The sequence below is a fragment of the Mycobacterium sp. JS623 genome, assembly GCF_000328565.1.
Lineage (GTDB): Bacteria > Actinomycetota > Actinomycetes > Mycobacteriales > Mycobacteriaceae > Mycobacterium.
Map to the genome: position 1 here is coordinate 1,147,984 of NC_019966.1, position 13,621 is coordinate 1,161,604.

14 protein-coding genes are annotated in these 13,621 nt (G+C 66.2%); 7 read left to right on the forward strand and 7 right to left on the reverse strand.

What is annotated here, in order from left to right; all coding sequences use genetic code 11:
- Positions 1-82 precede the first annotated feature (82 nt).
- Together MYCSM_RS05480 and guaA are read left to right on the forward strand one after the other, a co-directional pair.
- Positions 83-490, forward strand: coding sequence for a DUF2752 domain-containing protein (locus MYCSM_RS05480; protein WP_015305143.1), 408 nt, complete (start codon positions 83-85; stop codon positions 488-490).
- 49 nt (positions 491-539) lie between these two features.
- Positions 540-2,099 (forward strand): glutamine-hydrolyzing GMP synthase, encoded by a 1,560-nt coding sequence (gene guaA / locus MYCSM_RS05485; protein ID WP_015305144.1) that lies wholly within the window; start codon positions 540-542, stop codon positions 2,097-2,099.
- A 14-nt stretch (positions 2,100-2,113) separates the two neighbouring features.
- On the opposite strand, the gene MYCSM_RS05490 is transcribed toward guaA, so the two are convergent.
- Positions 2,114-2,746, reverse strand: a complete 633-nt coding sequence (locus tag MYCSM_RS05490; protein ID WP_015305145.1) for a TetR/AcrR family transcriptional regulator — start codon at positions 2,744-2,746, stop codon at positions 2,114-2,116.
- Positions 2,747-2,856: 110 nt separating this feature from the next.
- On the opposite strand from MYCSM_RS05490, the gene MYCSM_RS05495 reads away from it, so the two are divergent.
- Positions 2,857-4,002: an NmrA family NAD(P)-binding protein gene (locus MYCSM_RS05495; RefSeq protein ID WP_015305146.1), complete on the forward strand. Its 1,146-nt coding sequence runs from the start codon at positions 2,857-2,859 to the stop codon at positions 4,000-4,002.
- Here MYCSM_RS05495 and MYCSM_RS05500 read toward each other — a convergent pair.
- Genes MYCSM_RS05500 through MYCSM_RS05520 form a run of 5 tightly spaced genes read right to left on the reverse strand, consistent with a single transcriptional unit; the run spans position 3,969 to position 9,148 of the window.
- Positions 3,969-4,883 (reverse strand): MerR family transcriptional regulator, encoded by a 915-nt coding sequence (locus MYCSM_RS05500; protein ID WP_015305147.1) that lies wholly within the window; start codon positions 4,881-4,883, stop codon positions 3,969-3,971. The genes MYCSM_RS05495 and MYCSM_RS05500 overlap by 34 nt on opposite strands.
- Complete coding sequence (locus MYCSM_RS05505; RefSeq protein WP_015305148.1) at positions 4,880-6,424, reverse strand: flavin-containing monooxygenase; 1,545 nt, start codon at positions 6,422-6,424, stop codon at positions 4,880-4,882. Before MYCSM_RS05505 ends, MYCSM_RS05500 begins: the two co-directional genes overlap by 4 nt.
- Positions 6,408-7,325, reverse strand: coding sequence for a hypothetical protein (locus tag MYCSM_RS05510; protein ID WP_015305149.1), 918 nt, complete (start codon positions 7,323-7,325; stop codon positions 6,408-6,410). Before MYCSM_RS05510 ends, MYCSM_RS05505 begins: the two co-directional genes overlap by 17 nt.
- A gap of 9 nt (positions 7,326-7,334) precedes the next feature.
- Positions 7,335-8,165 carry an SDR family NAD(P)-dependent oxidoreductase gene (locus tag MYCSM_RS05515; protein WP_015305150.1) on the reverse strand — a complete coding sequence of 277 codons (831 nt, stop codon included), beginning with the start codon at positions 8,163-8,165 and terminating at the stop codon, positions 7,335-7,337.
- Between the two features lie 5 nt (positions 8,166-8,170).
- Positions 8,171-9,148: an alpha/beta hydrolase gene (locus tag MYCSM_RS05520; RefSeq protein WP_015305151.1), complete on the reverse strand. Its 978-nt coding sequence runs from the start codon at positions 9,146-9,148 to the stop codon at positions 8,171-8,173.
- Between the two features lie 168 nt (positions 9,149-9,316).
- Here MYCSM_RS05520 and MYCSM_RS05525 point away from each other — a divergent pair, with 168 nt between their 5' ends.
- The 4 genes from MYCSM_RS05525 to MYCSM_RS05540 are packed head-to-tail and all read left to right on the forward strand — an operon-like array spanning position 9,317 to position 12,499.
- The gene (locus MYCSM_RS05525; protein WP_015305153.1) at positions 9,317-10,003 is read left to right on the forward strand and encodes a hypothetical protein; all 687 of its coding nucleotides are present in this window, start codon (positions 9,317-9,319) and stop codon (positions 10,001-10,003) included.
- Between the two features lie 42 nt (positions 10,004-10,045).
- Complete coding sequence (locus MYCSM_RS05530; protein ID WP_015305154.1) at positions 10,046-11,587, forward strand: DNA polymerase Y family protein; 1,542 nt, start codon at positions 10,046-10,048, stop codon at positions 11,585-11,587.
- Between the two features lie 46 nt (positions 11,588-11,633).
- Positions 11,634-12,080, forward strand: a complete 447-nt coding sequence (locus tag MYCSM_RS05535; RefSeq protein WP_015305155.1) for a MarR family winged helix-turn-helix transcriptional regulator — start codon at positions 11,634-11,636, stop codon at positions 12,078-12,080.
- A complete protein-coding gene (locus MYCSM_RS05540; RefSeq protein ID WP_015305156.1) occupies positions 12,077-12,499 on the forward strand; it encodes an organic hydroperoxide resistance protein in 423 nt (140 codons plus the stop codon). Before MYCSM_RS05535 ends, MYCSM_RS05540 begins: the two co-directional genes overlap by 4 nt.
- Before the next feature lie 80 nt (positions 12,500-12,579).
- On the opposite strand, the gene MYCSM_RS05545 is transcribed toward MYCSM_RS05540, so the two are convergent.
- Positions 12,580-13,599, reverse strand: a complete 1,020-nt coding sequence (locus MYCSM_RS05545; protein WP_041313294.1) for a nucleoside hydrolase — start codon at positions 13,597-13,599, stop codon at positions 12,580-12,582.
- Positions 13,600-13,621 lie beyond the last annotated feature (22 nt).

Genomic DNA, 13,621 nt, shown 5'->3' on the forward strand with positions numbered 1-13,621 from the left:
GACGCGCGGGCGTCGTCTTCCCCATCATTTACGCGGTCCTCGCCCTCGCGGGCGGCATGGCCGGGTACATGTCCGTTTCGTGATGCGCGTCCACCCGCTCGCCGCACCGCTGGCGGTCGCCGCCGCAGCGGCGGGTGGGTGCGCCGTCATCTGGGCGGCGAACCCGACGATCCCCGGCGGGATCCTGCCGGTGTGCCCGACAAAAGCGCTGTTCGGCATCGACTGCCCGGGCTGCGGCAGCCTGCGGATGATCTACTCCCTGCTCCATTTCGACTTCGCCTCAGCGATGCCCTACAACGCGCTGGGCCTGGCGGCGGTGTTACTGCTGGTGTGGGCCTCCGTGGCCTGGACCTACGCGAGGCTGGTGGGCCGGCGCGTGCGAAGCTGGCAACACCTGCGATGGTCGGCGCCGCCGGTCCTCGCGCTGACCATGGTGTGGTTTGTGGTGCGCAACTTGGGTTTTGGGCCGTTCCCGGCTCTGTTCGTCTGAAGCGTCGACGTCACGGCACACGTTTTGCCCCGCCAACTAGACTGAACACGTGGAATCAGCATCCCCCCGGCCCGTCTTGGTGGTCGACTTCGGCGCGCAATACGCGCAGCTCATCGCCCGCCGCGTCAGAGAGGCCAGGGTGTATTCCGAGGTCATCCCGCATACCGCGAGTGTCGAAGACATCAAGGACAAGGACCCCCAGGCCATCGTGCTCTCGGGTGGGCCGGCCAGTGTGTACGCAGACGGCGCGCCGCAACTGAATCCGGCGATGTTCGACCTTGGGGTGCCGGTCTTCGGTATCTGCTACGGGTTTCAGGCAATGGCGCAGGCGCTTGGCGGGACGGTCGCGAAGACCGGAACCAGCGAGTACGGCCGTACCGACCTGAAAGTATCTGGGGGACAGCTGCATTCGGATCTACCGGTTTCCCAGCCGGTATGGATGAGTCACGGTGACGCAGTCACCGCCGCTCCCGATGGCTTCGAGGTGGTCGCCACGAGTTCCGGAGCCCCCGTCGCGGCGTTCGAGAACCGCGAGCGTCGGCTCGCAGGAGTGCAGTACCACCCCGAGGTAATGCACACGCCGCATGGACAGCAGGTGCTGAGCCGATTTCTGCACGAGTTCGCGGGTATCGATTCGTCCTGGACCCCCGCCAACATCGCTGATTCGCTAGTCGAGCAGGTGCGCAACCAGATCGGCAACGGCAGGGCGATCTGCGGGCTGTCGGGCGGCGTGGACTCCGCGGTGGCAGCAGCGCTGGTCCAGCGCGCCGTCGGCGACCGGTTGACCTGCGTGTTCGTCGATCACGGCCTGCTCCGCGCTGGCGAACGTGCGCAGGTGCAGCGCGATTTCGTCGCCGCGACCGGGGCCAACCTGGTGACTGTGGACGTCGCCGACCGGTTCCTCGAAGCGCTGGCCGGGGTAACCAATCCTGAGGGCAAGCGCAAGATCATCGGCCGCCAGTTCATCCGTGCCTTCGAAGGCGCGGTCCGAGACATCGTGGGGGACAGCGGTTCTGACGTCGAATTCCTGGTGCAGGGCACGCTGTATCCGGACGTGGTCGAATCCGGCGGTGGCACAGGCACGGCCAACATCAAGAGCCACCATAACGTCGGCGGGCTGCCGGACGATCTGAAGTTCAAGCTCGTCGAGCCGCTGCGGTTGCTGTTCAAGGACGAGGTGCGCGCGGTGGGCCGCGAGCTGGGCCTGCCCGAGGAAATTGTTGCGCGCCAACCATTCCCGGGCCCCGGTCTTGGCATTCGGATCGTGGGCGAGGTCACTGCCGACCGACTGGACACGCTGCGTCGTGCCGACGCGATTGCCCGCGAAGAGTTGACCGCGGCGGGCCTGGACAACCAGATCTGGCAGTGCCCGGTGGTGCTGCTGGCCGACATCCGTTCTGTCGGCGTGCAGGGCGACGGCCGCACCTACGGCCACCCGATCGTGCTGCGCCCGGTTTCCAGTGAAGACGCGATGACCGCCGACTGGACGCGGGTGCCTTTCGAGGTGCTCGAACGCATCTCCACCCGCATCACCAACGAAGTTCCCGAGGTGAACCGGGTCGTGCTGGACGTCACCAGCAAGCCGCCCGGCACCATCGAATGGGAATAATCAGCTCCGCGGAGCTACGTGGTGCTGAGCAGCCCGTTCTCGATGAGATCGAAGACTTGGCCCGTCGCGAACTTGACGGCTGCCGCGGTCGTGGGCAGCGGTCCATCGAGCAGCAGGCAGGCGAGACCGTGAACCGCTGACCAGACCGCGACCTCGGCTCCAGGCCTGCGTTGCGGGCTCAGCAGGCCGGCGGCCTGAGCCTCGTCCAGTACTTGGCCGAGGACTTCGAAGGGCTCTGCAGCGTCGGATGCATCCGCTGCTGCCGGTCGATGGTCAGTTGTGGCGGGATGCGATGTGAACGCCGTGCGGAACAGTCCCGGCTGGTGCAATGCGAACTCGATGTATGCGACGCCGACCGCCTGCATCCTCTTCCGGGGATCGGTTGAGCGATTCACGCGACGGCGCATCTCGTCTGCGAGCTCGGCCCGCGCATGGCGCGACACCTCCGTCAGGAGTGCGTCGCGGTCGGCGAAGTGGCGGTAGGCGGCCGAGTGTGAAACCCCGGCCAGGCGGGCCGCTTCGCGCAGCACCACTCGATCGGGTCCGCCCTCTCGCGCCAACGCGATGCTCGCTTCGATCAGGGCCGAGTGCAGCGCACCGTGGTGGTAGCCCTTCTTGCCCGCGGGGTTGGCACTCGCCGAACTCATACCATCACGATCTCACGCGCGACCCAATGTTGACAGCGGTCACATGACTTTGCATACTGGGGAAGTAACCAGTGGTCACATTGATCGCTTCACTTTGGAAGGGGACTTCGATGGCAAATGGACGCGTGCTTGTCACCGGTGCGGCAGGCAAGATCGGAGGGGCTGTAACGGCACAATTGTTGGAACGAGGTGTGGCGACGAGAGCCTTGGTGCGTCGCGAAGATGTCCGCAGTGCCCACTTACGCTCCCTCGGAGCCAACACCGTCGTCGCGGATATGTTTGACGTCCAACAGGTTCAGGCCGCACTGGAAGGCGTGGACCGGCTGTTCTTCAACCTCCCGTATCACCCACATGCACTCGACATCGCCGTTACGTTCGCCGTGGCAGCGCGCCGAGCCGGCGTTGAGGCGGTTGTGGCACTCGGTCAGTGGCTGGCCAGTCCCGAGCATCCATCGCTGATGACGCGTCATCACTGGTTGTCCGACAAGCTGTTTCAGTTGCTTCCGGACACCGCGCACATTGCGGTCGATCCCGGTTTCTTCGCCGACAACTGTTTCCAAGTCCTCCCCTTCGCCGCCCAATTGGGCGTGTTGCCCATCCCGACGGGCGGGCGCCGCAACGCGCCACCGTCCAACGAAGACATCGCCCGTGTGGTGGTGGGTGCGCTGCTTGATCCGCACCCACATGACGGTCGGGCATACCGCCCGACAGGGCCAAAGCTGTTGTCCGGTAGCGATATCGCCGACGCGATCGGCGACGCGTTGGGCCGGCCCGTCCGTCACATCGACATCCCACCGAGGATGTTCATGCGAGCGGTGCGCGTCGGCGCCAAGCAGCTCGGAGCCGACATGTACTTCCAGTCCGGGCTGCGCCACTACCTGCCCGAGAACGCACTGGGGATATGGGAGGTGGGCGGACCGACGACTCACGTCCGCGATGTCGCCGGCGTGGAGCCCGAAGACTTTCTGACGATCGCACGCCGCTACGTCAGTGCCGCTGATACCAGGCGGACCGCAGGCCACATCATGCGTCAGATCGGGTCGCTGATGCTGACCTCGCTCGTACCGATGCACCGCCTCGACAAGTTCGATCGGCGCCAGCAGCATCCTCAGCCTGCCCATCCCCGGTATTCGGGCGAGTCGGCCGTGTGGCGAGATGAGCACACGCCCTCAGCCGGCTCGACGCAGTATCGGTTCGGCGACATCGAGGCCGATATCTCGCGTCAGGCCTCGAGGTCGGGCGTCTTTTCGACGTAGTCGGCGAGGATGCGGCTGACCAGTTCCTCGATCGTCGACTCGATCGACGACGCCAGCGTCGCGGTGACCGCCGCCACCGCCTGCGTCCGGAACCGCACCAGCATCGTGATCAACTCGGCGACCTCGGTGTCGTCGGGTAGTCCCACGCCGGGTTTGATCCGATCCTGCACATGCTCGGCACCTGCCTGTACCAGGATCGCGCTGATCTGGTCGACCAGCGGCAGCACCTGTTCGTGGATATCGATCAGCTTGTCGATGGACACCCCGTACTCGCGGATGTCATTGAACGCCTCGATCAGCTTGGGCCGCAGTACAATTGCGTCGTCGTCCTCGAGGCGAATCAGCCCGGAGCCCACCAGCCGGTCAAATGCGGACTCGTCGCTGATCAGCCGCCGCGCATCGGCGACCGGCATCGTCTGCGGCTTCTCCGCGGCCCACGTGCCCGCGATTGCCGACTCCAACCCAAGCACCGAGCCAAGATCCTTGCCCTGCTCCCACGCGCTGAGCATCTCGTTGACGTGGGCAATGTTGTAGCCGCGATCGAGCAGCGACGTGATCAGCCGCAGCCGGGTCAGATGCGTGTCGTTGAACAACGCCAGCCGGCCGACGCGCAGCGGCGGGTGCAGCAGCCCGCGGTCGCGGTACACCCGGATGTTGCGCGTCGTCGTGCCAGCCAGCCGAGCCAGGTCGTCGATGCGGTACTCGCCCGACGCGTCGACCCCGTGCGGGTGCACCGCGGCGTCGAACAACTGCGCCACCGCATTTTCAATGACGTCGCGCGAGCCGCGCTGGACGCGTCGGCGCAGTCCCTTCAGGACCGTGGAGATCGCACCGGCCTGCTGCCGCGGCTTGCGCGACGGCGGGTCAGGCCTGGTGGTCATGCTCGGACGCGGGCACCGACGGTCTGCGCATCGCGCTCGACTCGTGTTGTCCGCGGCGCGTCCCGCGCCTCGGCGGCGTAATCGGTGAACCGGAAGTTCCGCATCTGTCGAAGATACTGCGTCGCAAAGCCTGGATACATGGCCGCGTTGAATCCGTCGGCAGTCAGATACCAGCTGCTGCAGCCCGACATCCACGTGGTCTTGGCCAACCGCTTCTGGATACGGTCGTTGTAGCGCCGCTGCACGTCGGCCCGCACGTCGAGGTAGCGCAGGTTCTCGCCGAGAATCGTGGTGATGCCGCGCACCGCGTAGTCGAGCTGGCCTTCGACGTAGACCAGCAACGAGTTGTGCCCCGGACCGGAGTTGGGCCCGGTCATGAAGAAGAGGTTCGGGTAGCCGTGTGCGTTGATGCCCTTGTACGCCTGAGCTCCGCTGGCCCACTCCCGGCCCAGTGAGCGGCCACCTATTCCGGTGACGGGATACGGCGGACCGGTCAGGTGGACGTCGTAGCCCGTCGCGAAGACGATGCAGTCCAGGTGATGTTCGATGCCGTCGCTGGTCCGAATGCCGACGGGGCTCATGGTGGCGATCGGCCAGTCGATGAGCTTGCAGTTATCCCGTTGCAGCGCAGGGTAGTAGTCGCTGGAGATCAGCATCCGCTTGCAGCCCGGCGTGAAGTCGGGTGTGAGCTGGCGCCGCAGCCACGGGTCCTTGACCTGGCGGCGCAGGTGCGCCTTGCCCAGCCGGGCCACCAGCCCCGTCAGCGGGGTGTCCCACACCAACGCGGTTGCTGAGATCTCATGGCCCCAGAACAGCGCCTGCCGGGCAAGTTCTTGTACCGCAGGCACTTTCGCGAACAGCTCTTGGGCCTTGGCTGGCGTTGCGATATCGAGCCGCGGCAGCACCCAGCCTGGCGTGCGCTGGAAGACCTTGACGAACTCCGCCTCCTTGACGAGTTCAGGGACGATCTGCACCGCGCTCGCGCCGGTACCGACGACCGCGACGCGCTTACCGGTGAAGTCGTAGTCGTGATCCCAACGGGCACTGTGGATCTTGTGGCCCTCGTAGGTGTCGAGCCCGCGGATCGCGGGCCAGTCGTGGTCGGGCAACGGGCCCGAGGCCACCACGACGGTGCGGGCACGAAAGGGCCTGCGCTGATTGGCCTTTACTGTCCATACCCCTTCGGCCTCGTCGAACTCCAGCGCGTTGACCTCGATCCCGAACTGGATCGTGGGTTCAAGGCCGAAATCGGAAACCATGTCCTCGATGTGTTTGCAGATCTCGTCGGCGGGGGAGTACGCGCGCGACCAGGACGGGTTGTGCACGAACGAAAACGAATACAACAGTGATGGGATGTCGCAGGCCGCACCGGGATAGGTGTTGTCGCGCCACGTTCCGCCGACGCGGTCGGCACGCTCGACGATGACGATGTCGTCGACACCGGCCTCGGTGAGCTTGATCGCAGCGCCGACACCGGTGAAGCCGGCGCCGACGATCAACGTGTCGTATACATGATTTGGCATCTCAGGCCGCCGGCTCATGGGTGACCTCTTTGACCCAGCTCGGGACCGACGGCAGCAGCGGCCGCGGGTATCTGTCGGAGATCCAGACCATCGAATTGGCCAGCAGGTGGTAGGGGTGGCGGGGGTTGGTGACCACGCCGGCGTAGCGCCTCAGGAACCGGTATGTCGGTACGCGGCTGGTGTATTGGCCGCGATCGCCGAGCTCCTTGAACCGCTTGACGGCTCTGTAGAGCCGCTCGGGTTCCATGCCCATGGCGGTGATCTCGTTGCGGATCCTGTTGATCAGCGGCGCGCCCATGATCGCGCCGATGATGAGACCGGGCGTCGCGTTGTGGCCGACGAAGTCGATCAGCATTCGTCGGATCTTGGCGTGCCCGATCATGTCGAGTACCTCGAAATCGACGACGAGGTGCCGCGATTCGTCGTTGTTGATCTTCTCGAAGACCTGGTGGCACACCGGGTCGCTGACCTCGTCGAGCAGGAACTTCAGCAGCGCGCCGTCAAGGGCGACCTCCAGCATCGGGATCACCGTGCCGAGCAGCGACAGCGGCATGTCATCCGCCCAGCGGTCAAGCCAGTCGATGGCCAGCCGGATGTTGACATTCGGCTCGGGCACTTCGCCGTCGGCGAGCATGCCCCAACGCTTCATCAGGGCGAGCTCGGCGTTGGCATGCCTTTGCTCCTCGGCGTGGAAGTAGCGGTAGATCTCGGCAATGGTAGGGGTCGGCGCCTTCTTGGCCAGCGCTGCGAAGCCCCGTGCGCCGATGTTCTCGATCCAGCACAGGTCGGCCATGAACGCCTTCAACTGCGGGCGCTGCTCATCGGTGATCATCTCGGCGCCCGGTGCGTCCCAGTCGATGTCGGCCAGCGCCCACTGGCGGTCCTTGATCTTCGCCAGCATGGCATCCATATCGATCATCGGGTTCTCCTACGTCGTGACACGGTTGGCGAGGCCGGCGGCGCGGGTGTACACCGTCGGGGTGAAACGCTTGATGCCCCAGCCGATCCGGGCATCGGGTTGTGGCATGCAGTACAGGCCGCCGCGGTCATTGGTGTCCAGGCACATCCTCGCGACGCGCTCGGGAGAGAAGCCCACCCAGCGCATCAGCCGGTCGGCGAGTTGGGTGGATTGCGCTGTGATGCGGCCGGATTCGACGATGTTCGTCTTGACGAACGTCGGGCAGAGGGCGGTGACGTTCACGCCCGTGCCGGACAGTTCGGCGGCCAACGTCTCGGACAATGACAGCACGCCGGCCTTGCTGACGTTGTAGGCGGCCATACCGGGTGCGGCGCCGAACGCCGCCGCGGACGCCACGTTGATGATGCCGCCATAGCCCGCTTTCCGCAGGATCGGTGTGAATACGTGGCAGCCGTTGATCGGGCCCCACAGGTTGATGCTCAGTACCCAGTTCCAGTCGTCGAGGCTGGTTTCACCGATCGTCGTGCCGCCCGCGCCGACGCCCGCGTTGTTGATGACGAGCGTCGGCGGCCCGCCGAACCAGTCGTGCGCATCGTTGGCCAGTCTGTGCATGTCGTCGATCCGGGTGACATCGCAGTTGATGGCCAGCGCTTTTCCTCCGTGGGCGATGATCGCTTCGGCCGTTGTGCGGGCGGCCTTTTCATCGATGTCGCTGCACACGATCCTGCCGCCGCGGTGCGCAAGTTCCATCGCGAATGCGGCGCCGATGCCGCTGCCCGCTCCGGTGATGACGGCAGCGGCGTCGTAGCTGCGCTTCTTCGACGATCCGAACAGTCCCATGCCGATCACCCCGCAGCCCTGTCGTTTCGCGTGTCGCGCAGCGCATGTGCGATGAATCCCGCGATGTGGCGCATGGCGGGCCGGGCCTCGGGGCTGAGGCGCGGCAGCGCCTGGAAGACGTGTACCTGGTCGGGCCAGACCTGCAGTTCAGCACGTCCGCCTGCGGTACGGATGTGGTCGGCAAGGGTGATCGCGTCAGCGGCCAGCATCTCGGCGCCGCCGGCCTGGATCAGCGTGGGCGGCAGGGTGCGCCCGGCCGCGACGTCGAGCTTCAGCCGCGGATGGCTGGAATCGATTCCCGCGCAATACAACTCGACAAGACGGATGGCGTCGCGAGAACGGACGGCTGGATCGCTGCGCAGCCGCTCGCGGGTGCGGGCCAGCGTGAACGTCAGGTCAAGCGCGGGGGAGAGCAATACCGCGCCTGCCGGATGGGCGACGTCGGGTTGCAGGAGCAGGTCGACGGACAGATGCCCGCCTGCGGAGTCGCCAGCGACGATGGTGCGTTCGGGTGCCAGCCCGTAGTCCCCGATGAGCCAGTCCCACCCGGATCGGACATCGTCTGCGGCAGTGGGGAATCGGTACTTGGGGGCCAAGCGGTAGTCGATGCTGAACACCGGGAGTCCGGTCAGGCGGGACAGCCACGAGGTCAGCCGGCGATGGGTCCTCGGCGAGCACAGGACATAGCCGCTGCCGTGTACGAAATAGATTGCGGCATCGGCATGACCGTGCGGCACTCCGTCGCCGTAGACCCATTCGCCGACGACGCGACGGCCGTCGGACGTCCTGGTGTCGACAGGGGTGACGTGGGTGCCGGCAAGCGGCGGCCCGAACGTATCCATTACGCGGGCGATGATCTGGCGTGACAGCCAGACTCCCCACGCCGGCTCGGAGGGAATCACGGCGGCGATCTGCCGGAGGGTCAGGATGCTGACTGCGGCGGCGCCGCGGGAACGTAGCGATCCCCGCTCGTCATTGAGCATGGCTGGAGTACAGCACCGAATGATGACATTTGTCAATGTCACCATCGATCAATGGGATCGTTATTCCGGCTTCTGCTCGCTTGACGGTGTCGGGGGTTGGGTGTTTACTCGAGGTATCGAACATACATTCGAAAATAGAGTGATTCTGATGATGCAGGAGGTGCTGCTGTGACAGTGGCGATGAGCCTGGAGCAGCGCCGCATTGACCGCGCTGAGCAGGTAGAACACCTGCGTCGCAAGATCGCGGCGGTGTCAGGGAAGGTGGGCGACGGACGCCGGGGCCCGGTGCCGTCGAACGACCCGCTGCCGGCCTCAGAATCTTTGCTGCCAGTGCCCGAATCCCTGGCAGAACTGCTACCGGCGCCGTTGCCGCGCGGGACGGTGGCTGTGCTGTCGGGTGCTCGATCCCTGTCGCTGAGCATGGTGGCGGCGGTGACGGCGGAGGGCGGACACGCCGCGATTGTCGGCCAGCCCGACGTCGGTCTACTGGCGGCCGTCGAAATGGGCGCGGACCTGAGCAGGATCGCGGTCATCCCCGAACCCGGCGCCGATCCGGTTGAGGTGGCCGCCGTGCTGATGGATGGCATGGACTTGGTTGTGCTCGGCCTTGGTGGCCGATCGGTGCCTGCGGGCCGTGCGCGGGCGGTGGTGGCCAGGGCGCGGCAGAAGGGGTGCACCCTCCTGGTCACCGGTGGTGACTGGCAAGGAGCGTCCACCCGGCTGGAGGCCAGGGTCTGCGGCTACGAGGTGACCGGCCCCGGTCGCCCGGGGATCGGCCGCATCGGCAAGGTCCGGCTGGCCATGCGGGCAAGGGGTCGATCCTTCGGGGGGACCGTTCGGGCAGTAGGCGGATGAGTGTCCTCCGGATCTACCTCAAGAGTGCTGGCGGTGTGGTGCATGGACTGGCCGGCGGTCGCCGCGTTGGCTGCTGCCGACCTTCCTCCCACAGCGCCGGTCGCGGTCACCCTGGCCAACCGGGTGATCGCGTGTTCGGCGTCGGCGCGTGCGGCCGGGGTGCGACGAGGCTTGCGCCGCAGGGAATCTCAAGCGCGGTGTCCGGAACTGCACGTCGTCACGGCCGATCCCGCTCGCGATGCCCGCCATTTCGAAGTAGTGACGGCTGCGGTCGACGACCTGGTGCCGCGGGCCGAGGTGCTGCGGCCCGGTCTGCTGGTGTTGTCCGTGCGCGGTGCAGCCCGCTACTTCGGATCGGAAGAGGCAGCCGCTGAGCTATTGGTCGACGCGGTGGCCGCGGCCGGGGCCGAATGTCAGGTCGGCATCGCCGACCAGTTGGCCACCGCCGTCTTTGCCGCAAGGGCGGGCAGGATCATCGAGCCCGGCAAGGACGCCCTGTTTCTGTCCGCGCTGTCGATCCGGCAACTGGCCACCGAGCCGAGCCTGGCCGCGCCTGGCCGCGAGGACCTGGCAGACCTGTTGTGGCGCATGGGAATCCGCAATATCGGTCAGTTCGCCGCGCTAACCCGCAGCGATGTGGCGTCCCGGTTCGGTGCTGACGCCATTGCCGCGCACCGGTTCGCCCGTGGCGAGCCCACCCGCGGGCCGTCGGGCCGGGAACCACCGGCAGAACTCGACGCGGTGATGAACTGTGATCCGCCGATCGACCGTGTCGATGCCGCCGCATTTGCAGGCCGGTCACTGGCAAGCACGCTGCATCGTAGCCTCGAGGCCACCGGGGTCGGATGCACTCGGCTGGCAATCCACGCCGTCACCGCCAATGGTCAAGAGCTGGAACGTGTTTGGCGGTGTGCCGAGCCGCTGACCGAGGACGCCACCGCCGACCGGGTGCGCTGGCAGCTGGACGGCTGGCTGAACAAGCGCAATCCGAACGACCGGCCGACCGCGCCGGTGACGCTGATCCGGCTACGGCCGGTGGAGGTGGTGTCGGCCGGGGCGTTGCAGCTGCCGTTGTGGGGTGGCATTGGTGAGGAGGATCGGCTGCGCGCCCGTCGTGCGTTGGTGCGGGTGCAGGGTCTGCTCGGGCCCGAGGCGGTGCAGGTGCCGGTGCTCAGCGGCGGCCGGGGGCCCGCCGAACGCATCACGTTCACCCCGCTGGGCGATGAGCTGGTGCCGCGGGCCAACCCGGACCAGCCGTGGCCCGGTCAGCTTCCGGAGCCGTCGCCGACGGTGCTGCTCGACGATCCGGTCGAATTGCTCGACGCCGACGGTAATCCGGTGCGGGTAACCGGTCGCGGGTTGTTCTCCGCCGATCCGTCGCGGCTGGCCTCACCCGGGAGGGAGAGCAAGCTGTCCTGGTGGGCGGGGCCATGGCCGGTCGACGAGCGATGGTGGGATCCCGAGCAAGCCAAGGCCGGCCGGACCGCACGGGCGCAGGTGCTGGTCAACGGTGGCGAGCGGCCGCAAGCCCTGCTGCTGTGCTATCGGCAGCGGCGGTGGTACGTCGAGGGGATCTACGAATAGCCAACAATTAGTTGTGCACAATTGAATTGTGAGCTACAGTTCTGGCATGGCCACGATGAGCGTTGACCGCCAGCTCTGCTTCGCCCTGTATTCGGCGTCGCGGGCGATGACGGCCGCGTACCGGCCGATCCTGACCGAGCTGAATCTCACGTATCCGCAATATCTCGTGCTGCTGGTGCTGTGGGAAGAGGAACGCGTCACCGTCGGACGGCTCGGTGAGCGGCTGCAGCTCGATTCGGGAACGCTGTCGCCACTGCTGAAGCGGTTGGAGGCCAACGGGTTTGTCCGCCGCGAGCGCTCGCTGGACGATGAGCGCCTCGTCGACGTGACGCTCACCCCGGCCGGCCGTCGCCTCGAGCGCAAGGCCCAGTGCATCCCGGAGCAGCTGTTCAGCTCGACCGGAATGACCGAACACGAAGCAGCGGATCTGCGCGATGCGGTCCGTCACCTCGCCGATGCACTCAACGCATCACTACGAAAGGAATCCGCATGAAGACCCTCTACACCGCCGAAGCGCTGGCCACCGGCGAAGGTCGCGACGGCCACGGCCGCACCTCGGATGGCAAGCTCGATCTCGACCTTGCCATTCCGAAGGAGATGGGCGGCAGCGGCAACGGCACCAACCCCGAGCAGCTGTTTGCCGTCGGTTACGCCGCATGCTTCCACTCCGCGCTGCGGTTGGTCGGCCGCCAGGAGAATGCCGATGTCTCCGATTCGGCTGTAGGGGCACGGGTTTCGCTCGGCCAGCTCGACACCGGCGGCTTCGGTCTCGCAGTCGAGCTCGAGGTCACCCTGCCCAACCTTGACCACGATGCCGCGCAGCAGCTGACCGAGAAGGCGCATCAGGTGTGCCCGTATTCGAACGCCACCCGCGGCAACATCGACGTCAAACTGGTCGTCACCGACGACTGACGACCGAGCCCTCGAAACTGCGGGGAGATCACGATTTCCACGAAATCCGCGATCTCCCCGCAGTTTCGGCGTCGGGCGTTTCAGCCCAGTCGTTGTGCGAAGGCTCCGACCCGAGCGATGAACCGGTCGAAGAATGCCGCCGGGTCCACACCAATGCCGATGAGCGCGTTGGGTTCTCGTCCCCAATGATCGCTCCAGTCGGCGATCGTCATGCCGCGGGTCAGCGTTCCCGTCAATTCGACATCGATGGCGGCTGCCCGACACTGCACCAGATCCGGGTCGAGGGCTACCGCCGCAGCCAGCGGATCGTGCAGGTGTGCCAGATAGCCCTCACCCTGATCGAAGTGGAACTCGAAGTAGAACCGCATCGCGTCCTCTAACACCGCGATCAGTGGGTTGGACGCCACCGACCTGGTGCCGCGATCATCGAGCACGCTCATCGGAATCGACGACGACTCTGCCGTTGTCGCCAACCTGGACAACAGCGCCGGAGTCATGGCGATGTTCTCGGTCAGGTTCAGGCCCAGCACGATCGGGAGGTGGTTGGGCAGCTGAAGTCCCCACACCGCGAACACTTCCGCGGCGGCCTCCGGGTCGACGCTGATATTCCATTCGGCCACCGGAGTGGTATTGCCGCGGTAATCGAATGCGCCGCCCATGATCACCAACCGCCGCAACAGTTTGGGCAGCGCCGGTTCGATGCGCAAAGCCAGCGCCAGGTTGGTCAGCGGGCCCGTCGCGATGGCCACCAACTCGCCGGGGTAGGCGCGCGCCGCCCGTACCCACGCTTCCGCTGCATCGTGCGCAGTGAGTTGCCGATCGGTCGAAGGCAGCCTCGCGTAGCCCATGCCCTCCGGGCCGTGGGTGTCCTCAGCAGTGCGCAGCGGTGCGCTGATCGGCTGCTCGGATCCCTTCGACACCGGTACGCCGGCGATCTGACACAGATCAAGCAGTGCCAGGTTGTTCTTGCAAACCTGTTGCACCGGAACGTTTCCCGCAGTCGAAGCGATGCCGACGACCTCAGCGTCGTCGCTGGCGAACAGATACACCAGCGCCATCGCGTCATCGACGCCGGTGTCGACGTCGACGAAGACGGGCAGCGCAGTCACGTCGCCAACGATA